This window comes from Oceanospirillum maris DSM 6286 (genome assembly GCF_000422865.1).
Classification (GTDB): Bacteria; Pseudomonadota; Gammaproteobacteria; order Pseudomonadales; family Halomonadaceae; genus Oceanospirillum; species Oceanospirillum maris.
The window spans coordinates 146,102-166,106 of the sequence record NZ_KE383938.1; the positions used below are offsets into that span (position 1 = coordinate 146,102).

Annotated in this window: 22 protein-coding genes; 3 read left to right on the forward strand and 19 right to left on the reverse strand. The window is 46.4% G+C overall.

The features are described 5' to 3' along the window. Positions 1 to 35: 35 nt before the first annotated feature. From G517_RS0116585 to G517_RS0116605, 5 genes are all read right to left on the reverse strand, one after another. Positions 36 to 2,285: a TonB-dependent receptor gene (locus G517_RS0116585; RefSeq protein WP_211224319.1), complete on the reverse strand. Its 2,250-nt coding sequence runs from the start codon at positions 2,283 to 2,285 to the stop codon at positions 36 to 38. A 111-nt stretch (positions 2,286 to 2,396) separates the two neighbouring features. After that, positions 2,397 to 3,362, reverse strand: coding sequence for a siderophore ABC transporter substrate-binding protein (locus G517_RS0116590; protein ID WP_281167534.1), 966 nt, complete (start codon positions 3,360 to 3,362; stop codon positions 2,397 to 2,399). Further along, on the reverse strand, positions 3,355 to 4,146 hold the full coding sequence (locus G517_RS0116595) for an iron ABC transporter ATP-binding protein (RefSeq protein ID WP_028305332.1): 792 nt from the start codon (positions 4,144 to 4,146) through the stop codon (positions 3,355 to 3,357). Before G517_RS0116595 ends, G517_RS0116590 begins: the two co-directional genes overlap by 8 nt. Further along, positions 4,143 to 5,090, reverse strand: a complete 948-nt coding sequence (locus tag G517_RS0116600) for an iron chelate uptake ABC transporter family permease subunit (protein ID WP_028305333.1) — start codon at positions 5,088 to 5,090, stop codon at positions 4,143 to 4,145. Before G517_RS0116600 ends, G517_RS0116595 begins: the two co-directional genes overlap by 4 nt. Beyond that, on the reverse strand, positions 5,087 to 6,103 hold the full coding sequence (locus G517_RS0116605; protein WP_084632358.1) for an ABC transporter permease: 1,017 nt from the start codon (positions 6,101 to 6,103) through the stop codon (positions 5,087 to 5,089). Before G517_RS0116605 ends, G517_RS0116600 begins: the two co-directional genes overlap by 4 nt. Before the next feature lie 136 nt (positions 6,104 to 6,239). On the opposite strand from G517_RS0116605, the gene G517_RS0116610 reads away from it, so the two are divergent. Beyond that, positions 6,240 to 6,860: a TetR/AcrR family transcriptional regulator gene (locus G517_RS0116610; RefSeq protein ID WP_028305335.1), complete on the forward strand. Its 621-nt coding sequence runs from the start codon at positions 6,240 to 6,242 to the stop codon at positions 6,858 to 6,860. 261 nt (positions 6,861 to 7,121) lie between these two features. Here the strand turns inward: G517_RS0116610 and G517_RS0116615 are convergent, their stop codons facing one another. The 11 genes from G517_RS0116615 to G517_RS0116670 form a co-directional block, all read right to left on the reverse strand. Then, positions 7,122 to 7,805, reverse strand: coding sequence for a DUF1963 domain-containing protein (locus tag G517_RS0116615; protein WP_211224321.1), 684 nt, complete (start codon positions 7,803 to 7,805; stop codon positions 7,122 to 7,124). 358 nt (positions 7,806 to 8,163) lie between these two features. Continuing rightward, positions 8,164 to 8,628: an SseB family protein gene (locus tag G517_RS0116625; protein ID WP_028305338.1), complete on the reverse strand. Its 465-nt coding sequence runs from the start codon at positions 8,626 to 8,628 to the stop codon at positions 8,164 to 8,166. 118 nt (positions 8,629 to 8,746) lie between these two features. Then, the gene (locus G517_RS20360; protein WP_051206527.1) at positions 8,747 to 9,319 is read right to left on the reverse strand and encodes a DUF6151 family protein; all 573 of its coding nucleotides are present in this window, start codon (positions 9,317 to 9,319) and stop codon (positions 8,747 to 8,749) included. Between the two features lie 116 nt (positions 9,320 to 9,435). Beyond that, positions 9,436 to 10,218, reverse strand: coding sequence for a hypothetical protein (locus tag G517_RS0116635; protein WP_051206528.1), 783 nt, complete (start codon positions 10,216 to 10,218; stop codon positions 9,436 to 9,438). A 133-nt stretch (positions 10,219 to 10,351) separates the two neighbouring features. Beyond that, positions 10,352 to 10,633, reverse strand: coding sequence for a 7(1) septoil knot domain-containing protein (locus G517_RS21415; RefSeq protein WP_028305340.1), 282 nt, complete (start codon positions 10,631 to 10,633; stop codon positions 10,352 to 10,354). Between the two features lie 125 nt (positions 10,634 to 10,758). Next, positions 10,759 to 11,052, reverse strand: coding sequence for a barstar family protein (locus tag G517_RS19745; protein WP_036591934.1), 294 nt, complete (start codon positions 11,050 to 11,052; stop codon positions 10,759 to 10,761). An 80-nt stretch (positions 11,053 to 11,132) separates the two neighbouring features. Continuing rightward, a complete protein-coding gene (locus G517_RS0116650) occupies positions 11,133 to 11,420 on the reverse strand; it encodes a YrhK family protein (protein ID WP_028305341.1) in 288 nt (95 codons plus the stop codon). Between the two features lie 228 nt (positions 11,421 to 11,648). Then, the gene (locus tag G517_RS0116655; RefSeq protein ID WP_028305342.1) at positions 11,649 to 11,918 is read right to left on the reverse strand and encodes an immunity protein Tsi6 family protein; all 270 of its coding nucleotides are present in this window, start codon (positions 11,916 to 11,918) and stop codon (positions 11,649 to 11,651) included. A gap of 115 nt (positions 11,919 to 12,033) precedes the next feature. After that, positions 12,034 to 12,447: a hypothetical protein gene (locus G517_RS0116660; RefSeq protein ID WP_028305343.1), complete on the reverse strand. Its 414-nt coding sequence runs from the start codon at positions 12,445 to 12,447 to the stop codon at positions 12,034 to 12,036. 93 nt (positions 12,448 to 12,540) lie between these two features. Beyond that, the gene (locus G517_RS0116665; RefSeq protein ID WP_028305344.1) at positions 12,541 to 13,122 is read right to left on the reverse strand and encodes a hypothetical protein; all 582 of its coding nucleotides are present in this window, start codon (positions 13,120 to 13,122) and stop codon (positions 12,541 to 12,543) included. 270 nt (positions 13,123 to 13,392) lie between these two features. Next, positions 13,393 to 14,643: a DEAD/DEAH box helicase gene (locus G517_RS0116670; protein ID WP_028305345.1), complete on the reverse strand. Its 1,251-nt coding sequence runs from the start codon at positions 14,641 to 14,643 to the stop codon at positions 13,393 to 13,395. Here G517_RS0116670 and G517_RS21325 point away from each other — a divergent pair. After that, complete coding sequence (locus G517_RS21325; protein ID WP_051206529.1) at positions 14,617 to 14,922, forward strand: hypothetical protein; 306 nt, start codon at positions 14,617 to 14,619, stop codon at positions 14,920 to 14,922. The genes G517_RS0116670 and G517_RS21325 overlap by 27 nt on opposite strands. A 358-nt stretch (positions 14,923 to 15,280) precedes the next feature. On the opposite strand, the gene G517_RS0116680 is transcribed toward G517_RS21325, so the two are convergent. The 3 genes from G517_RS0116680 to G517_RS0116690 form a co-directional block, all read right to left on the reverse strand. Beyond that, on the reverse strand, positions 15,281 to 15,931 hold the full coding sequence (locus G517_RS0116680; protein ID WP_028305347.1) for a pentapeptide repeat-containing protein: 651 nt from the start codon (positions 15,929 to 15,931) through the stop codon (positions 15,281 to 15,283). 127 nt (positions 15,932 to 16,058) lie between these two features. Then, complete coding sequence (locus G517_RS19755) at positions 16,059 to 17,708, reverse strand: acyl CoA:acetate/3-ketoacid CoA transferase (protein WP_084632365.1); 1,650 nt, start codon at positions 17,706 to 17,708, stop codon at positions 16,059 to 16,061. Between the two features lie 207 nt (positions 17,709 to 17,915). Next, positions 17,916 to 19,367 (reverse strand): sigma-54 interaction domain-containing protein, encoded by a 1,452-nt coding sequence (locus G517_RS0116690; RefSeq protein ID WP_245543279.1) that lies wholly within the window; start codon positions 19,365 to 19,367, stop codon positions 17,916 to 17,918. Positions 19,368 to 19,482: 115 nt separating this feature from the next. On the opposite strand from G517_RS0116690, the gene G517_RS0116695 reads away from it, so the two are divergent. Then, the gene (locus G517_RS0116695) at positions 19,483 to 20,004 is read left to right on the forward strand and encodes a DUF3087 family protein (RefSeq protein ID WP_028305349.1); all 522 of its coding nucleotides are present in this window, start codon (positions 19,483 to 19,485) and stop codon (positions 20,002 to 20,004) included. Position 20,005: the final 1 nt, after the last annotated feature.

The following is a 20,005-nucleotide window of genomic DNA, read 5'->3' on the forward strand; positions in this document are numbered from 1 at the left end:
CTGGTGGCCAGAGTTGAACAGGGCATCAGAAGACATTAGAACTCCGTCGTCGCAGAGAGCATAACGGTTCGCGGAGCACCCAGACCCAATGAACTGTAATGAGGCATAGCCCAGTAATCCTTGTTAGTCAGGTTTTTCACTTTCAAACGCCAGGTCATTGACTGATCTCCCAGATGAGTCTGATAGCGGGCACCCAAGTCATAAATTGTATAGCTCGGTAGCGAGATCTCATTATCCGAAGCGATGTACTGCTCAGATACAGATGTCACGTTTCCCGTCAACGATAGGTTTGCAAGAAAAGGGGTGTCCCATTCACCACCCAACTTACCAACCAATTCCGGTACTCCGGAGGCCTGGTTACCCTGATTAACACCACCCTGGGTCTTAGTCAGTTCCGCGTCCACATAAGCGATCCCCCCCATCAGGCGAATATTATTGAGCGGCGCCCCGAAGAAACTCCACTCTGCTCCGCGGTTACGCTGCTCACCACCAGAAGAGAACTGATTTGTATCCGGGTCAGTGTAGCCACTAGGCTTTTTAATCTCATAAAAGCTTATGGTGTGCGCAAAATCGCCCAGATCCAGCTTAATGCCACCTTCCGTCTGCTTCGTTTTATACGGTTCGAAGATCTCACCAGCATTAGCGGCTGTATTAGGTGCCTGATCACCTTGGCTTAGCCCCTCGATATAATTTGCGTAAAGAGATAACTCATCCGTCAATCGAAACATCACCGCAGCAGCCGGAGTCACGGCACTTTCATCGTATTGACTCAGCCTCGCACCGGTAGTGGCAAGATAGCTGCTCTGTTCAACCTGCTGCTGCCTAACGCCCAGCGTCAGCTGTAATCTGCCATCATTGAATGAAAGCGTATCCGCCAGACCAAAGCTGGTCAGTTGAAGGTCGGTCTTTGTGATCGGCTGAACACTGTGAGGGGTATCTCTTGGGTCCCAGACCGGGTCATAGATATTAGTCATCCAGTCACTATTAAGAACCCCGCGACGGGCATTCAGCTGGTAGTCTTCGTTATAGCGCTTAGCATTCATAGCCAACTCATGACCAACAGTCCCTAGTCGGAAACGAGTACGGAATCCGATTTCAGCCGAATCTCTTTCCGCCTTATCACTGGTATCTCCCATGTTATTGCGGTAATCACCCTGCTCGTTGATGATCTGCGCTATGGAAGTGTTCGTTGAACTAAATTCAGTCTCACTCCCCCCAAAGGCGGCATAAACCATCGTTTGATCACTGATATCATATTCACCACGAATGATTCCCCCCTTGTCTTTCGAGTGATTGAACCCCCAGTCCGGGTTCAGCAAGGTATCCGCATCCGGAGGCTTAGGCAGCGATACCCCCGGAGCAAGGGTTACACCCCGGGTTGCGCCATCGACACGGTCTTCACTAACATAGAGATCCGCAAAAATTCGCGCCTTTTCTCCACGCCAATCCAAGCCCAGAGATCCAAGCTGAACCTCTTTTTCCTGATCATTAACCGATGTTTCACCATCACGGTATGCACCGTTAAAACGAACACCAAAAGCCTTGTTAGCACCAAAACGTCGTCCAAAATCCAGATGCCCACCAAATTGCGAGTCCGACATATAGGTTGCGGTTAGTGCAGTCAGAGGTTTATCTCCGGCTCTTTTGGGCACCAGATTGACCGAACCACCTACAGAGCCGTTAGGCGGCATTCCATTCAGCAAGGCGGAGGGACCTTTAAGCACTTCGATACGCTCAAACATTTCAGGGGAACTACGGAAATAAGGAGCAACCCCAAACATGCCATCAAAGGTGACGTCACCAATATCTGAACTGAACCCGCGGATCGAGTAGCTCTCCAGGTTTTCACCCGTGACGCCACCATTGAATACCGTCGGGTCTGTTGCCGCGATCACATCTGTAATGTTCTGCGCTTGGCGGTCGTTAATAAATTTTTCGGTATAGCTGATGGTGCTGAAAGGCGTTTCCATAAAGTCTTTCTGACCCAGCATACCCACACCGCCGCCACTTCCTGCCTGACCACCTGTATAGGGCGCAACAGCAGCCCCCGAATCACCAATAACAGATATTGGAGCCAGAGTTGTTTCGGTCGATTCTTCATTTTTAAGCACCGCTGACGCATCGCCACTCGCTCCCTGCGCCTCAGCTGGGGTAGCCCACGCTAGGTTCAACGTGGCAATCAACACAACCGAAACGCCGAAGTGGTGCCGAACCCTACGAGAAGACATGCAAGCCTCACCGGTTTCAAAAAAAACCAACCCATTGTAATTTAACGTTTTTTTCATTGATCTTTCCTTTTTTCAGGATGTACGTAGCCCTCCGCTCAACAGGAGCGGAAAAAAATAAAAAGAAGTAGAAAATAGGCCTTTTAAAGAGGCCTGGTGACTAGAGGGAGATCATTGCTGATAGCCCTTAATAACATCATCGAAGACGCGCTGAAGTGAGGTGGGACTGGCCGCCGTGATATACCAGGCATCCGCATCGACAAAAACAACGTTTCCTTTCTGCCAGGCAGTTGTCCGACGTAGCAGAGGATTCGCCATTTGCTCAGCCTGCATGATGGGACGCCGCTCCATAACCGCAGTGCGATCAATGATATAAAGAATATCCGGGTCAGCACGGTTGATAAATTCACTGGAAACAGGCTGCCCGTGCAGGCTGGTATCTTTTAGAGTACTGGCGGGCTTAACCCCAAGCGCATCAAAGACAAAGCCATAGCGTGAATGAACGCCAAAAGAGCTGAATGAGCCATTGTTGTGCATGACAATCAACGCCCTTTCAGGTCGACCTTCCGTAATCTGGCGTACTTTTGACAAATGAGCATCAAGTTGGGCGACTTTATCCCGGGCCGCTTCTTCCTTGCCAAAGACTCTGCCCAATAATCGCAGATGCTCCCTAACATCTTTAATGTGATGGCTACCGCTGTCGCGAAAATCCACATCGAAATGGAGCGTTGGTGCCAGCTCCGATAAAGACTCATATTGGGCAGCCTGAATCGGTGTTATCAGTATCAGGTCTGGCCGAAGCGCATATATCCGTTCCAGATTTGGCCGTGTGATTGCCCCCAGATCCTCCACGCTGGCATCGGTGCGATAAGAGGCCAGAAAATGTGGTACATAGTCCTTCACCATGCCTGCAATAGGCACTCCAAGCTGATCCAGAAAGTCCGCTTCATTCATATCCAAAACCGCGACTTTCTGCGGGCGCTCTGTGATACGAGTTGTTCCTAGTTGGTGCTGAATGACCAGCGGTTCAGTCAGTGGCTCCAATTTCTTTTCCTGTGACACAGGGCCATCATCACACCCCGACAATGCCAGACCTGTCAGTAGCGCCAGAGGAAACAGTACCCAGGGTTTATCCATCCACTTCATTCTCATTCTCCAATACGGGGGTGAAATAATCACAAACGCGACCGCGTTTACTGTTAATAATTTCAAAATCCAGTTCATACAGATCACTTAGCAGGGTTTCGGTTACAGCGTCATAGACAGGACCATTGAAATGAATCGCTCCCGACTTCAGCGCCACAATATGATCGGAATAGTTGGCTGCAAAATTGATGTCATGAATAACCAGAATCACCGTGCGCCCCTGCTCATCACAAAGCCGGCGTAAAGCCTGCATAATCTGAACGGCATGCTTCATATCCAGATTATTTAATGGTTCATCCAGCAACAACACAGGGGTTTGCTGGGCGATCGTCATCGCCAAAAATGCCATCTGCCTCTGGCCACCACTGAGTTCATCAATAAAAGCATTTCTCAAATGCTCCAGAGACAAAAAAGCAATCGAATCATCAATCACCTGCCGATCATGGGCCGATAGAGCGCCTTTCGAATAGGGAAAGCGCCCAAAAGCCACAAGCTCATGCACTTTGAGCCTCAGATTAAAGCCCGGTGATTGCCTGAGAGTAGCCACTTTACGAGCATAGTCAGCAACCGGAATGTCACCAACCGGAACGCCATCAAAGAAGACGCTACCGCTGACAGGCTTGATCAATCCCGCCATCATCATCAATAAAGTGGATTTTCCAGCACCGTTCGGACCAATAAGGGAAGTGATACAACCGACAGGAAATGCCGCATTGGCTGAGGCCAGAACCGTTTTATCCGCGTATTCTTTGCAGAGATTTTCGACAGAAATCATAGAGTCGTCCGCACCCTAACCATCAGCATCAGGAAGTAAGCACCACACACTAAGTTGACCAGAATACTAACGGTAGTTTTGTAATTGAACAGACGCTCAACAAGGAGTTGAGCAGTGATAAAAATGATGACAGCAACAACAGAACCCAGCGGCAAGGTATGCCGGTGCAGGCGACTTTTGGTTATTGCATAGGTGATATTGGCAATAAAAATCCCAAGGAATGCCGTCGGGCCAATCAGGCTGGTCGAAACCGCCACCAGAATAGCGATCAAGGCCATGTATAACCGAATCCGTTGTGGCTCATTTACCCCAAGAGAGACAGCCTGTTCACGCCCCAATAACAGCACATCCAGCTCAGACAGATATCGGTAACCCACCACGCAAACTGCCAAGACTGCCAAAAAGGCATAGAGGAGTGTTTCCGGCTGCGCACGGTTAAACGAGGTATAACTCAGATTCTGAAACACTGAAAACTCACCAGGACTTATTCTGAGCTGAACAAACTGCGTGAAAGTCCCCAACACCATTGTCAGAACCAAGCCCACCAGCAGCAGCTGATAAACATCACGACGGCCTTGACTCAGAAGCCAGCGATGCATCGCCCAGGAATAGATCAGAATCAGAAAAGAGGACATCAGAAAATTCAGCCCGACACCCAGAGCAGCCATCCCATGGGTACCCAGTATAAGCAGCAGCATCGCCTGCCACATTAGGTAGACTGCTTCGTACCCCATAATCGCCGGTGTCAGAATCCGGTTATTCACCAGAGTCTGAAACACAATTGAAGACAGAGCCACGCAAACCCCACCGATCAGAATACCGGCCAACCGCTCCAGCCGTTTAGGAATGATGTAATCAAAGTCCAGCCCACTTCCCATGAATACAAAAATCACCGCGAGTACAAGGACTGCAACCACAACGCCGGACATCACTCTTAAACTCATCCCCGCGCCCCTCCGCGAAGAATAATAAGAAGGAAGACACACCCACCAAGCCCTCCTGCCGTTAGGCCGATAGGGACCTCAAAGGGGTAAAGCATTAAACGGCCGACAATATCGCAGATCAGTAACAGCGACGCCCCACCCAAAGCAACAACCGGCAGCGTATTCTTTAGATTGTCCCCATAACGCATCGCAACCAGATTCGGTATTACCAAACCAACAAAGTAGACCCCCCCTACAGTAATCACCGTAATGGATACCGTCATTGCCACTAAAAACAGCCCAACGCTGGCGGTAGCTGCATACCGCAATCCCAAACTACCCGCAACTTCCTCCCCCATACCCAATACAGTAAACCGATGGGCATATAAGTAAGTCAGAACGACAACCGGAAGGATCAGATACATCAGTTCATAGTGCCCCTGAACGACTTTAGAAAAGTCCCCCAGTAACCAACCCTGCATGCTTTGTAAAATATTGTTCTGATAGGCATAAAACTCAGCAACAGCGCTGAGCACACTGCCGTACATAAGACCGATAACAGGTACAAGTGCCGTGTTGCTGAATCGGATGCGACGAATCACCGCAACATAGACAAGACTGGCGATAAGACAGAAGACGACTGCAAACATCATTTGACCGAACCGACCGACACCCGGCAGCAACGTGAGGGAGACAAGAATCCCCAGCTTAGCGCCGTCCAGCCCTCCCGATGTAGCGGGTTCGACAAATCGGTTACGCACAATATGCTGGAGAATGACACCACACACTGCCAGCCCGACACCCGCAAGAAGTAGAGCTGCCAATCGGGGCAGTCGACTGGCCGTCAGCGTCAGCCAACTGTCACTTAACGGATCAGCAAGATCATCCAGTACAAGCGTATCAGCTCCTACAAAAAGCGAACCAACAGAAAGCAAACAGAAACAACTGAATAGACGCCAGTCGATACCGGCAACATTCAGACCTCTCCTACATCGGCAACTAACTTGCGCAGAACCTTGTGTACTGAAATTCATACGATGGGAAACCAGATCAAATGATAATTATTCTCATAAGATAAATGACTTCCTATTTAGTTGCAACCCTATAAACTAATTTGACGCAGGAGCTACAAAGAGGTTTCATACCCACCTATAAGCAAGGAGCAGACTTATGGTACAAGCCCAGAAAACTAAAAACCGCGGCCGACCGAGAACCATCACCCGAGAACGCATCACAGATGTCGGTATCCGCATGGGTCTACCGAAAATTACGTTTGTCGGTTTAGCGGCTGAGATGGGCGTAAGCCACATGGCGCTTTACAAACACGTTCCAAATCTTAAAGCACTTAAAGCGCTCATAGCCGAGGCCATTTTTGAACACTGGGAGATCCCGGAAATAGCAAATCCCTCACCGTATAAACTGGAAAGTTACCTGAATGAATTTGCACTTTCTCTTCGGAATCTGGTCCGACTTAACCCCGGCTTACCGCCATACCTTTTGCGCCGATCTGTCGCAACGCCTCATATAACCGAAAAGATTAGAGAGCATCAGAAAGTCGTCGCTGCGACTTTCAATCTATCGAGTGAAAACTCGCAGTGGCTACTCTCCACCATCGCATTTCACTGCATTGCGGTTGCCGATACGCTTTACTCAAAAGATGATGAGACTATTGAGCTGGATCGCTTGGATGAGGAGGAGATTGAAAGGGAATTTAATCAGGGCATAAATGCACTGATCATTGGTGCACTGAAGATAATGGCACAGGAAGAAGACCTTCCTTCAACACCATAAAACAGGACTTATAAGCCCCACGAAACGACAAAAGGTTAGAATCGGACGTAGGGACTTCAAGCTTAAACGAGGATAAATCTCAATTGACTGGCTTTACTGGAAAAGAACTAGCTCAGCTATAACCACAAATTTCCAAATCGGTACTGGGTTCAAAACCGGAAATTGGCTATATTTTTTCATAATCAATAAGTTAGCTTTCCTTCAAATAAAGTCCGGCACAGTACTAAAATATATCCTCTCAGATAAAAAGGTCGACAGCGATTAATAAAACTGACACTTAAAGCACCAATCTCCGGCTTTGTTTTTATTGAAATAGGCAATACCGTTATCAGCCCACATCCAGTTGGCTTTCTCTTCACTACCGATTTGAAAGACATAACCTTCTAAATCATGCCCATGCTGAATACAGGTTGGAAATCCGGCAAACTTTGTCCCCAGATAACGATGATATTCGTAGAAAAACTTTTCATCGGCGTCGTCAGACTCATTAATCGGCGTCATATCCACCAGATCCCAGGCATTCTCCCAATCGGGAGCGTCATCTTCGACCTTATCCCACTTTATTGGGAAGCTTTTGACGACATCAGGCTCCTTGGATTCAGGCAGACACTGCAGACCCTCACGGGATTGATACTCCCGTATCTCCCAGCCGTCGCCATGGGGCTTATCAAATGGAAACTCCTCGCGATTCGTAAAAACGACCAAAAATGCAATTTGCTTTAACTCCGGGGGTATAACAGGCAACTCAGATACCTTTACCTGAAGCAGGCAAAACATATCTCTTCCTCTATAAACGGGAAGTGCTTCACCCGCCAACCCTACTCCGGAACCACCAAACCAGGAGGTGATCCGATCCTCCGGTGGTCGAAAACCACCCACCTGAGCGACCGAAGCCTCTCTCAATAAGCTGTCCAGCTCGTTATAGGTTTCTTCAATTGTTTTCATCATGGGCTCACTAGTAATGCCTTGCGGAGGAGAGCTTAATTCCGATCCCACGCCAGCATCTCTTCAAATGCTGCCTTTAAGGCCGATTCGATATCCTGATGAGATGAATCTTTGTGCCTCGCGGGACCAGATGCTCTGCTTTCTGCAGAAGACCAAAGTTCGTATCTTCGATTTCTGTGCTCAATGGTCAGTAAAACATCCAGACCATCCGGGTATGTTTTCTGATAAGAAAAAAGGACAGGGCTTTCATAACCGGAAAGCTCACTCCAACCCTGAGATAAAAGCGATCTCACTGTACTATGACTCCCGGTTCTGCAAAATCAGAGCGCTTCCGGCATCCCTGAAAGCCATTTCGTCCTTAATGCAACTGACCGGCATGTTGAGCAAGATATTCCAGCATAGGCCGCTCCAGAGGGAGCGCATTATGCGCGGGGTTAATAACAACGCCATCGTAGGCATCGCCCTGTAGTGCGAATGACCAGACATCTTTACCCGGCAATATCAGGCCTGAAACATCCTGATCGGTATATTGTCCCAGTGCCTTCCAATCGGTGAATAAAACCAGATAGTTTTTACCGACATTTTCAGCAGACAAAATCCCAAAAGTGCTACCCTGTTCAAGCGTTTGCAGATTGCCATCAGAAGGTGTCATTTTGAGCCCTTCAGTAAACATTCCCGCCAGATAATTGGCCTGAAATAGCTGCATGATCAGCTCATCTTTGGACGCATCGGAATCCTCCTCAGCGACACGCGCCATTGCCGCAACTAATGCAGGGTTTTCAACGGCCTTATTCACATCGATTTGTGTTTTTTCCTGAGACATTGCTTCGCTTGCTCCCAATACAAGCAGGATTCCAATTAGATAAGAGATTATGCGTATCATAAATTTCAAAACTCATCGCCCGCGGACTAAGAAAGGGTCCTATGACTGAAGGGCAATATCATTCCGGCCAGCGCTCAGCTTTAGTCAGCACATATGGCACAGCAACCGGGGTAAGCTCATCCTTATTAAAGAAAGGTGAAGGGTTTGCCTTTTTGAGCAACTTTCCCTTCAGGATGAAAGGCATAACCGTTAACAGCCCTTTCAGATTAAGTTTATCAGGCGTGCCGGGAGGTGCTGTTCCCTTCGCATAACGCCCCATAATACGGCACCGAACCTGACCCAGGCGTCTGATCGCATCGGGGGAATAAACACAGCCCAAAAAACCTGCCCAAGGCTCGTTAGGACGGGTATTAACAATGGGGGTATTGCAGCAGGATGTAGAGAAACGAAATATCCCTTTAGGCGATAATCGCGTGCATTGCAGCGTCTCTTGCCCACTAAGAATTTCGACGTCAGAAGGATAAGCCGGAATCACCTGAGTGCCGCCATTGGCATCCAGCAAGTCATCACGCTTGAGATAACGCAGGTACGACTGGCAATCATCGCAATAACACACCAAGCGACCAGGGGTGTTTTTAGGGAAGGCATTAAGACTTGCGCGGAACTGTCCGCATTGGCACTGTATTTCCATGTTCAGATCCTTTAGTGCAATCCACGATACGCTTTACACTCAGTATTAACCAAGGTTTAACGCCTGTATTTTCAGCAGATAAACGTCAGCAAGCCCCAGCCCTTCCGGTGCTCTACCTAGAACTCCAGTGACTCAACATACTTTAAGAACAAATAATCAAACTGCTGCGTAATTCTGTAAAACCGCTCTAACAGGGCTGTATCGCCTTCCCTGTTGTACAGACGGGTAAGATCCCGGGCAATAGATTTTGCCTGTTCGGCATCTAATGAATTTTGTCGTTTAAAGCCAATAAGAGAAGCGCCCAATCCGAAGAGTTCGTACCCATAAAACTGTTCAAGGTGCTTGGCCAGCACATAGTTTTCAAACGGATTAAGGTCGCAGGAGAAGTAACCATTTGGAAATGCGCTGATTGATAACGCTGCCGATTGGACCGGAACGACTTTTATCCGGATATCGCTATCAATATAATCAAGCGGAGTGTTATGTACGCCTTCAAGCATATCCATTTCATCGTCATCAAGCGTAAGCCCTTTGCCGCAAACACCTGAGAAATCAACCGATAGCGTTTTTGAAAGAAAGTTTCTCTCCCGGATAAAAAACTCAGACTTGGTGGACAGATACCCCAGATGCTCACCATCTTCAAAGGCTTCAGGGGCAACATCAGAAAGGTCATGACCTTCAACGTCATCAAGATCATGAGACATCGTTGCATGCATAGATGTATATTCAGCCTGCCCCAAATCATCCAGCGTTGTCAGCACTGAGGAATTGTCCGACTCTTTTTTCAGAGCACTCAGAGCCTCAAAAATATCATTTAACGAATGGATGTCAGTGCCCTGGTATTCGTCACACAGGATTTCGTACCCGGGCTGATCAGCGTACAACCTTTTGATCTTCACTTAATGATTCCTTGTCTCAATCACATTCCGGGCCCCGCTAAAGGGGACGAGTTATTTGTATATATTCGGGATTTTTGCTGCACGGTCGGCAGCAGGCAGTCGAAGATATGGCCGCTTCAGAGGCGCAAAAAAATCATAACCTGCCCTTAAGAGGGTGGTCTCGCTGCCACCCGGCGGCGGCACGAGAGTTGACATAACAGATCAAAAGGTCAGCTGCGCCTCTCGATCCTACCCAGTGTATTAACGATGAGGCGACGCTACGAACACCCACCTCGCACCACAGAGCATCATTGTTGTATGCCGGCCCTCGTGAATCTACCTGACACACAAGCAGATCTGCCGCGCCGCGAAAATCAACCTGATGGACGAGAACGTCGGCAACGACCCGTGAATCCACTTCATAGACAAGCGCCATGTCTGCTCCTGTTGTTTAACCATTGCAGCTTAAATTGCAGCCGGACACTCACATTTATGCGGACTGACATATTATGTATTCTGTTAGTCGCAACAGCCCTAATCAACAATTTCAATCAACAAGTACTAATTAAGAAAAATCTTTACAAGACTGCCGCTATTATTCAGATCAAACGCGATTTGGTTAAGAGCGTTATAAAATATACCGTCACTTAACTTTTTAAGCCTGTCACTGTTCACAATTTCTATAATTTGCACACCTTCACCCGGAAACCCCGGGCCACCAGCGTTCAGAGCATCCCAAAAAGCATCCAGGTTTTTTCCAAAAAACTCACTACCATCAGGTTTTACAGTGGCAATGTAGCTGATCCAAAAGTCTGCTTCCGAATCAACCCTTTTGCAATCAATAATATGTTTCATAACAGTATGATAACGATTTAATCTGTAACAAATTAATTAAAAACAACCCAATGATTAAAAAATTATCTATCCCAGAGAGTTTAATAGGTATTACAGCCATCCGATTTGCTACTTTGTTTTTTAAATACCCGACCAACGTGAACTAAACCAGTTAATTTTATCACCGGTTTAATTATTAACTGACCACTACCTACGATAAAAAGCCAGGTACCACTATCAATAAGCGATTCATTAAGAAAGAAAAAACTACCTACTAAAAACCATAGCGCTATAAGCAAATCATTTAAGGCACCTAAGGCCTCATAGCGCCGCTGAATCACTATATGCTGATGACCAATATCAACATCCAACTCATTACTTTGATTCACAAACCCTCCTTAGATTAAGTCTATTAAAATAATGCTGAGAATTATCCGCCATAAAATTTCATTGCCAGAACGCTTTTGTTAGAAAGAATCATTCGAAGAACAGAAGGGATTACCAGAAAACAAAACTCATCAGACCAAGAGAGCGAATGCCACTACCAGGGTCAGAACCAAAAAGTAACAATAAATGGCCGCTCCCAACAAGGAAAGAACCCCATTAAAACTCCGACTTCAACGAATATTCAGCCGGACTTTAGCTGCATAGAGTAAGAATTTACGCTGTAGCTTATACTGGATCCCAATGAGCAGAGAATGAAGCGGATCTTCTTCGTCAATTTCGCGAACCGCAATCAGACCAATATTGAGTTGTTCCAGTTTTTCAGGTGAAGCCTCTGCCAAAACCACTGCAAAGCAATACTCCAACTGCTTTCTGACCATTGCCTGCCAGGGTAACGGAAACCTCTCCAGCTCCACTAATGCTTGGGTTATCAACGCTTTCATTCTCAATGAACAACCGGTCAAATACGATCTAACTTATGTTTTAGCAAAGCACTATCCTCATTCCAAATGGACTCAGAATATGAAAGCCTTAAGATAAACTCAACGTTGATCTGATTTAGTCAACGGACCAAAATAACTCAAGCGTATGAAAATCATTATTCTCTATGAAAGTGAGTTCAATCATATGGGATAAACCATCATCTGCTGACTCACTAATACAGCTATACATCCCACTAAAATCAACATTCAATCTATCGATGAATTTTTGCACATAGTGAGCCACTTGGTCAGAAACAGGCTCAGAACCATACTGACAAAGTGCATTAGCAAACAACGTTTTTAATTGATCGAACTCGGGATCACTCAATGGCTTGGGATAGCCTGCTGATTTCAAAAGCTGAGGATTTATAAAGGAATGGGCTCTGCGATGCCCAAAGCTGTAAAGATAGATTAAACCGCCCTGATCATAGAGTTCGTCAGACTTCTGGCACGCTTCGTTCAAAAGCGCTACGGTTTTTCGGCTTAGCATATTTGTCGCTCTGAGCTGTTATTCTTGCCGTTACGAAACGCCTAGAGCAGCGCAACATTAAACTGATAGCGTTGAATGAAGGATAGCCTGTTATCAGGCCCCGTCTAAAATCTTTACGCGCTCCCACTCTTTTTTCAAAATAGGTTGCAACTTCATGATAATTAAGTCATTAGCTTCTGCGGGGTCTGATTCGGCAGTAACAAGGTTAAAAGCAGAATCAATAGAACTTATTAACTCTTTCGACAGATCCTCATCTGGATTCAATAATAGATTTATTTGAGCCCGATGTTTTTGTGCCATTTTGATAGCAGAGCCATATCGTTCAGACCAGCGTGCAAGTTCCGACATAGCGTACTCAGGATTTTCTAAATCTCTTAGGACGACAGCCCGGCCCTTTTTTTCCTGACATAGATCCCACACAGAGAAAATAGCAGAAATGTAATCAGACACTTCTTCCCGAAGTGAATTGATCCACGCTTGACGACTTGTAGATATAAACTCTGACCGGGATTTTTCTTTTTCTTTATCGGCAAGCTCCCTGGATATTGCTAACTGGGACTCTGTAGCCTTATTTTGATTTCTAACCGTTAAATAGGTTGTCGACACTATCGTCAATATTACAATTATAAATGCCAGCAATGTGGGCCAGTCGAGTTCACATAAAAATTGATTCATGATTATCCTTAAATTTCATCTCAAACAGACTTTCATCCCGCCTGCTTATCCGTCTTTCAAACGCTTAACGTAATCGGAAACAGACCCGTTCCACAGGCATATTTGGCAAATGCCATTTTCAAAAACGTGTGCACAGTTATCATAACCATAAAGATAATGAGCGCATTCGGGGCATAGTGAAACCATCCCGGAAGCTTCACATTTAAAATCACTGCCACATTCTGAACAGGTTCCCAGTTTTGCTTCGCAAGTCATGACCACACCTCATATCTATCGACGGCGTCGCGGATTGCTTCTGCCATTCTTACCTTTACCCAAAGCTTTAGCCAGCTGGGCTTTTTTCGAGGGTTTGCGTTTGCTGCGTTCCTCTTCTTCCTGCGCCATAAAGTCCGGCTCAAAACCGGGGAACCACTGCATCATAAACGCTTCACCGGTGAGTTTTTTCACCTCCTCAAACAGATACTTCTCTTTATGGGCGATCAGAGATACTGCGATACCTGCCTGACCCGCACGGCCGGTGCGGCCAATACGGTGAATATAATCTTCGGTGTTGTACGGCAGCTCATAGTTGACCACGGTCTGCAGTTCTTTAATGTCGAGGCCACGGGCGGCCACATCGGTCGCCACCAGCGCCCGCACTTTTCCGGTTTTAAACTCTTCCAAACCGCGATCACGGGCACCCTGAGACTTATCACCATGTACACCCGCTGCCTTGATACCATCTTTGGCCAGCTCTTTGACCAGCTCATCCACCATCTGTTTGGTTCGGGTAAAGATCAGCACCTGCTGCCAGTTTTTGGAGCCAATCAGGTAAGCCAGCATCGCGGCTTTGCGTTTGGTATCTACTTCATAAAACAGCTGCTCGATTTTGGCTGCTGTGGCGTTACGCTCGGCGACTTCAATCAGCTTAGGGTTCTTCAGGATGGTTTTGCTGAGGGCAAACACCTCATCATTAAAGGTGGCGGAGAAGAACAGCGTCTGACGGGACTCCGGCAGGCGCTTCAGGATGCGGTTAATATCGTTAATAAAGCCCATATCCAGCATACGGTCGGCTTCATCCAGCACCAGCGTTTCGATATCGCTAAGGTCGATCAGCTCCTTAATCGCCAGCTCCAGTAAACGACCAGGAGTTGCCACCAGCACATCACAGCCTTTATTCAGCGCATCGATCTGCGGGTTAATACTGGCACCGCCATAGGCGACGACTGAGTTGAAGCCTAAACCTGCGCTGTATTTCACAAAGCTCTGGTGAACCTGCTGCGCCAGCTCTCGGGTTGGCGTCAGTACCAGCGTGCGGATCGCCTTTTGGTCGTCTTGGGCGTGCTGGATCAGGTAACGGTGGATCATCGGCAAGGCAAAGGCCGCCGTTTTACCGGTGCCGGTTTGCGCACCGGCCAGCACATCGTGACCTGCCAGAACCTCCGGGATCGCTTCCAGTTGAATCGGTGTCGGCGTTTGATAGTTAAGGGATTCTAAAACCGCGAGTAAATCTGAATGCAAACTAAGGGAGGCAAAACTCATAACCAAACACCGACAGAAAAATTAAAGTCGCGCATTGTAGCACTGAAGACTGGTGCGAACATTTGTAGACACCAATTAAATAAGGCATCTGTCATCGTCAGCAAAACTCATCTTTCTGTCGATAAAGAAACGGAACAGCTCTCTCAGCAGATGGCGGAACAGGTGAATCGGGCTTTTGAGAAGTTAGAAGCAGGAGATGGTGTTTTTATCGAGCATAAAACCGCGAAAACCCTGATGGAAACGCGCAAGGCCAGAATCTGGGACAGAGATAGGCGATGATTGTATTTCATGTGGTAGCACATGCTGTCGGAATTATTCCGGTACTCCAACAGAAACAACAGTTTCCAATGAGTAACATTTAGGGAATAAAATTTGTGGATTGCAGCTTATTGTACGAGAAGGAACTTAAGACAAGCTAGAAGGGGTTTGAGGCTGCTCAACCCCAAACAATCGAGAGTGATTACTAAAAATAAAAAAGTCCAAACAGTTAATGATGATTAAACTTAAAAAACCAAAAGTCGTGCAAAGATTTCCTACCATAGTCACCCCCTCTCGAATGCCAGTAATTGAATCGAGTCCCCACTAATATCCTATACTTTTCAATCTCTCGATTGAATGGGGCGGGACAGCATGAAGGCTATCGATAACGGCCTGCCTTGTCAATTACGTTACATAATCCGTTTGCTGTAACAATACGATAAGGCAAAAAGCCATTGAGACTCTTAAGACCCATTAAAAGTTTGTCTTCACCGAGTCGTTCCAGCAAACTGAATAACGTCAAAGAATTCACTTTACCACCTTTCAAATGCAACACACGGCTATTATGAATCCTTGAATTGAACCTCAGTCCATCAAGCAAGTTCATTATGCACTCTGATACGACAGGCGTCGGACGTTGAGAGTAAAAACGATTGCTATCATCAATAACTATGTTTTTAGCTAATTTCAAATTTGTATTTACAAAAATGCAATTCTCAAAGATACAGCCTTTAAAATTGCTATTTTTCAACAAGGCTGCTGAAAAGACACAAGATTTAAAGACAGCATCAGTGAAGTTAGACTTTTTTAGGTTTGTCCCTAAAAATTCAACCTGTGAAAACTCTGCATTTTTAAAACGGCAGCTGGTTAAAATAGCCCCTTTAAAGTTCACATTAAAAAAAGAGGTGTTCGAGAAGTTAGCGCGAAAACACTGAGCTTTAGAGTAAAACTTGTTTCGTATACTTTTCACTCTAGTCTTGCCATAAAAAAGCGATAATCGGCTCAAGCCTTTTTGTTTTTTTGGAAGCAAAATACACTCCGTTTAGGGATCATCCTAATATCAACAACCCATAATTTTATCCAGTCACATCAACATGTTAAGGCTGATCTCCGCCGTATCTGAAAACGACGGCCTGCAGCCGTTGCTCGGAGGAGATTCACACGGCCACCGCTGACATATCTGCCTGACAAGTGCTCTTGCTGGGTTTAATGGCGGCGTCTTGAAACATCGAGCGTAACTGCTTTACCGGCATACTCCCCGCGTAACGAATATTCATCGGGCCTTGTTTAAATAAACGACAATCCATTTCAACCAAGTTTGTAGCAATCTCGGGCATAAAATCCATCTGCTGTAGAATATCTTTTTCCAGATCAACGCCTGGCGCTATTTCTATCAGGCGAAGCCCATTTTCTGTTAGGCGGAAAACAGCTCGCTCTGTAATAAACATCACATTCTGCCCCTTTTTCGCCGCATACTCGCCATTAAAGGTGATCTGCTGCACTTGTTTGCAGAATTTTTTTTGCGAGCCATTTTGGCGTATTTCTAGGGTCTCTCCCTCAAATTTTAAGCATTGTTTACCTGAGGTAAATGTCCCCAGAAAAAATACATCCTGCGTGTTCTGGGTGATATTAATAAAACCGCCTGCACCAGCCAGTTTAGGGCCAAAGCGACTCACGTTAACATGCCCCTCAGGGCAGGTTTCTGCTAAGCCTAAAAAGGCTTGATCTAAACCGCCGCCATCGTAAAAATCAAATTGCGCAGGTTGATCTATAATAGCGCTAGGGTTACTCACAGCCCCAAAGCTTAGACCACTGGCAGGCTGGCCACCAATGCCTCCTGGCTCAACACTCAAGGTGATGCTATCAAGTAGCCCTTCCTCTGCAGCAACTTGAGCAACCATCTCTGGCATTCCAATCCCTAGATTAATAACGCCGCCTTTTTTCAGTTCTAAAAGTGCTCGACGGCCAATCACTTTTCGAGCATCAAGAGGCACAGAAGAAATCTGCCCTAGGGGAGCAAGAACCTCACTGCTGTAAGTCGGGTTGTAATGTTCTGCAAAGGTTTGAGGATGATCTTCCGGCGGCGATACGATCACGTAATCCACAAGGTTAGCGGGTAGCCGTACGCGATCCGGCGTAACCTGATGCTGTTGTGTTATACGTTCAACTTGAACAAAGACTTGGCCGCCGCTGTTTCTAACCGCTTGAGCAATCGCCAGCCCATCAAGGGGTAAAGCTTCACGCTCCATAGAGATATTGCCATCAATATCAGACGTCGTACCACGAAGGAGGGCAACATTCAGTGGAAACCCTTTGTAAAATAGATAATCTTCACCATTAATCGGCATCAACTGCACATGATCCTCTTCGCTGGTACGATTAACCTTGCCACCTTCATGGCGGGGATCCACAAAAGTATGCAGCCCTACCCGAGTTAGGGTGCCCGGTTTACCCGCAGCAATATCACGAAACAGATGACAGATAACGCCTTGAGGTAAGTTGTAACCAGCAATCTCATTGTTGATTGCCATTTGCCCAAGACGTGGCGCTAACCCCCAATGCCCACCTAATACTTTTTTCACTAACCCTTTGTGGGCAAAGTGATTTAAGCCTCGGGTTTCCCCATCCCCTTGGCCCGCTGCATAAACTAAGGAAAGATTACTCGGATGGCCGGTTGCTAGAAAACGCGCCTCAATCGCTTTAGCGAGAGTTTCAGCAAAACCAATGCCGATAAAGCCGCCGGTTGCTAACGTTGCATCGTCATTGATGAGCTGAGCTGCTTGAGCCGCTGTAATAAACTTATCCATCTTTTTATCTCTCAGATTATTGTTTTTGTTTTAACGGTTCGCTATGCCTGAGCCTAACCGTTGGATCTGAGAGATAGCTATCAAGCTTTAGGCCAGATTTAAAATTTCTTTTATAATCATAGGCTTATTTAATTTCACAAGGTTAACCAGCAAAGCAGCTGTCCAATAAAATAGACATTATGTATTGGTATTAAGACATTGTTATGTCTATTTATCGAGACACTTTTTAAGACGATTGTAAAAAGTCGCTCTTGAGATCCCCAAGCTTTTTGCCGCTGCGGTTCGATTGCCCTGATGTTGCTGAAGTGCAGCCTCAAGTAGCGTGCAGTCATGCTTTTGCTGCAACACTTTGAAACGAGCGGGCGGATCAGAAGGCTTCAATAATAGATGGCTAGCCTCCATATCTACTCGGTTGGTAAGTGAATCACTGGCACCCAAATCCTCTGCTGTAATTCGTTCACCTTCGGCCATCACACAGGCGCGCTCAAGGCGGTTACGCAATTCACGAACATTACCTGGCCATGGAAAACTATTTAGCCAAGCTAAGGCCGCATCCGATAATGCCAGCTTAGGTAACTGGGTTTGCATCTGAATATCCTGTAATAGATATTGCGCCAGCAGATTAATATCCCCTTGGCGCTGACATAGCGGAGGCAGATGGATGGGCAAAACATGTAATCGGTAGTAAAGGTCGGGGCGAAATAAGCCTTGCTCAACAAGTTCCGCCAAATTCTTAGAGGTCGCAGCGATAATACGAACGTCAACACTGATCAGTCTATTTGAGCCAAGAGCCTCTATTTCTCGCTCCTGTAAAACACGTAATAACTTAGCCTGCATACCAAGGGGTAGCTCGGCGATCTCATCCAAAAACAGTGTGCCACCGTCTGCCAATTGGATTTTACCAATACGTCCTTTCTGGTCAGCTCCGGTATAGGCCCCTGCGGAAGTACCAAACAGCTCAGCCTCGACTAAAGGCTCTGGTAGTGCGGCCATATTGATACCGACAAAAGGAGCATTTCTGCGCGGGGAAGCTTGATGAATACCTTGAGCGAGTAGCTCTTTTCCTGTGCCCGTTTCTCCAAGTAAAAGCAAGGTTGTATCCAGCTGGGCTGCTCTTTGAGCTTGACGCTTCATCTGTTGAATCTGTGGGGACTCACCAATAATATCATCCAGTTGATAACGGCTAGTGCGCAGTAGGTTTTCTTTTTCAAAGCGTCGGCGTAAACGGGCAAACTTATCAAACAATGGCTGTAATTCATCCAGATCATTATGAAAAATCAAACCTAAGGCACCAACAAGCTCACCGGATTCATTCCGTAAGGGCAAGCGATTAACAACGCACCAATGGTTATTGATCTCCATAAGATCCACAAACATAGGCTTTCCAGTCTGTACAACTCTTGGCATTTGAGAGCTGGGCAGCAGCTGCTCTACCGGCATTCCTGTTGGGTCTAATGTATCCGGCAGATCGAGGAGTTTGCGGTAGGCATCGCTAATCCACACAATGCAGCTTTTCTTATCGACGACCAATGACCCTTCGCAGGCATGAGTTAACTGTTCTAATAAGGCGCAGAAAGCACCGTCATCAGAAAAAGCATCGCTATCGAAGAGAGCTTGGTTATCGGAAAAAAGCGCGCGCATCAAATTTTTGGTTGTCATGATTTAAGCCTGTATTTTATCGAATGCGAAAACCTTTACTGTGTGGCGGCATCGATTAAGGCTAAAATAGCACGGCTGATTAAGAGGTGGCTATTCAGCTGCTCCAGAGGGAAATATGCAGATACACGATATTGATAAAACACATTATTTAAAGCTAAGCCGTAAAGTCAGTATGGTACTGATTATCTGTTTTGCGATAACCGCGCTGGGAAGCAGCCCTATTCTGATTCATTTTTGGGGTAATGAGGATGGGGGGAATTTCTATCTTAATTTAACCGGAGTTCTTATTGGCGTACTGTGCACAGGTTCTGTTTTTTATACGTATAAAGACGATCCGCGCTTGGTCGATTTGCTGTACATTTTTCGCCTTAAAAGAATGCTCGCCCGTGTCACAAATCGCATGCATCATTTAAAAGAGTTGGCGGAAAAAAATGATCAAGATGCCCAGCGTATCTTACGCTTCTACTACGAAGGCTTGATGCAGGTATACCATATTGAAAGTAATGAATACGGTTATACGGAGCTGGTCAAAGATAAAGATCTGTTTTACCAAACCCTAAGTGATGAGTTAAAAGCCGAGCCTTTACTGGATCTACAGCCGGAAATAATTAACGAGGCCGCGCAGCGAAATGTCTAAT

Excerpts from the sequence above, each read along its gene's own strand:
- G517_RS0116585 (WP_211224319.1), bottom strand. The coding sequence starts at position 2,285 with ATGAAAAAAACGTTAAATTACAATGGGTTGGTTTTTTTTGAAACCGGT.
- G517_RS0116590 (WP_281167534.1), bottom strand. The coding sequence starts at position 3,362 with ATGGATAAACCCTGGGTACTGTTTCCTCTGGCGCTACTGACAGGTCTG.
- G517_RS0116595 (WP_028305332.1), bottom strand. The coding sequence starts at position 4,146 with ATGATTTCTGTCGAAAATCTCTGCAAAGAATACGCGGATAAAACGGTT.
- G517_RS0116600 (WP_028305333.1), bottom strand. The coding sequence starts at position 5,090 with ATGAGTTTAAGAGTGATGTCCGGCGTTGTGGTTGCAGTCCTTGTACTC.
- G517_RS0116605 (WP_084632358.1), bottom strand. The coding sequence starts at position 6,103 with ATGAATTTCAGTACACAAGGTTCTGCGCAAGTTAGTTGCCGATGTAGG.
- G517_RS0116610 (WP_028305335.1), top strand. The coding sequence starts at position 6,240 with ATGGTACAAGCCCAGAAAACTAAAAACCGCGGCCGACCGAGAACCATC.
- G517_RS0116615 (WP_211224321.1), bottom strand. The coding sequence starts at position 7,805 with ATGAAAACAATTGAAGAAACCTATAACGAGCTGGACAGCTTATTGAGA.
- G517_RS0116625 (WP_028305338.1), bottom strand. The coding sequence starts at position 8,628 with ATGTCTCAGGAAAAAACACAAATCGATGTGAATAAGGCCGTTGAAAAC.
- G517_RS20360 (WP_051206527.1), bottom strand. The coding sequence starts at position 9,319 with ATGGAAATACAGTGCCAATGCGGACAGTTCCGCGCAAGTCTTAATGCC.
- G517_RS21415 (WP_028305340.1), bottom strand. The coding sequence starts at position 10,633 with ATGGCGCTTGTCTATGAAGTGGATTCACGGGTCGTTGCCGACGTTCTC.
- G517_RS19745 (WP_036591934.1), bottom strand. The coding sequence starts at position 11,052 with ATGAAACATATTATTGATTGCAAAAGGGTTGATTCGGAAGCAGACTTT.
- G517_RS0116655 (WP_028305342.1), bottom strand. The coding sequence starts at position 11,918 with ATGAAAGCGTTGATAACCCAAGCATTAGTGGAGCTGGAGAGGTTTCCG.
- G517_RS0116660 (WP_028305343.1), bottom strand. The coding sequence starts at position 12,447 with ATGCTAAGCCGAAAAACCGTAGCGCTTTTGAACGAAGCGTGCCAGAAG.
- G517_RS0116665 (WP_028305344.1), bottom strand. The coding sequence starts at position 13,122 with ATGAATCAATTTTTATGTGAACTCGACTGGCCCACATTGCTGGCATTT.
- G517_RS21325 (WP_051206529.1), top strand. The coding sequence starts at position 14,617 with ATGCAAACTAAGGGAGGCAAAACTCATAACCAAACACCGACAGAAAAA.
- G517_RS0116670 (WP_028305345.1), bottom strand. The coding sequence starts at position 14,643 with ATGAGTTTTGCCTCCCTTAGTTTGCATTCAGATTTACTCGCGGTTTTA.
- G517_RS19755 (WP_084632365.1), bottom strand. The coding sequence starts at position 17,708 with ATGGATAAGTTTATTACAGCGGCTCAAGCAGCTCAGCTCATCAATGAC.
- G517_RS0116690 (WP_245543279.1), bottom strand. The coding sequence starts at position 19,367 with ATGACAACCAAAAATTTGATGCGCGCGCTTTTTTCCGATAACCAAGCT.
- G517_RS0116695 (WP_028305349.1), top strand. The coding sequence starts at position 19,483 with ATGCAGATACACGATATTGATAAAACACATTATTTAAAGCTAAGCCGT.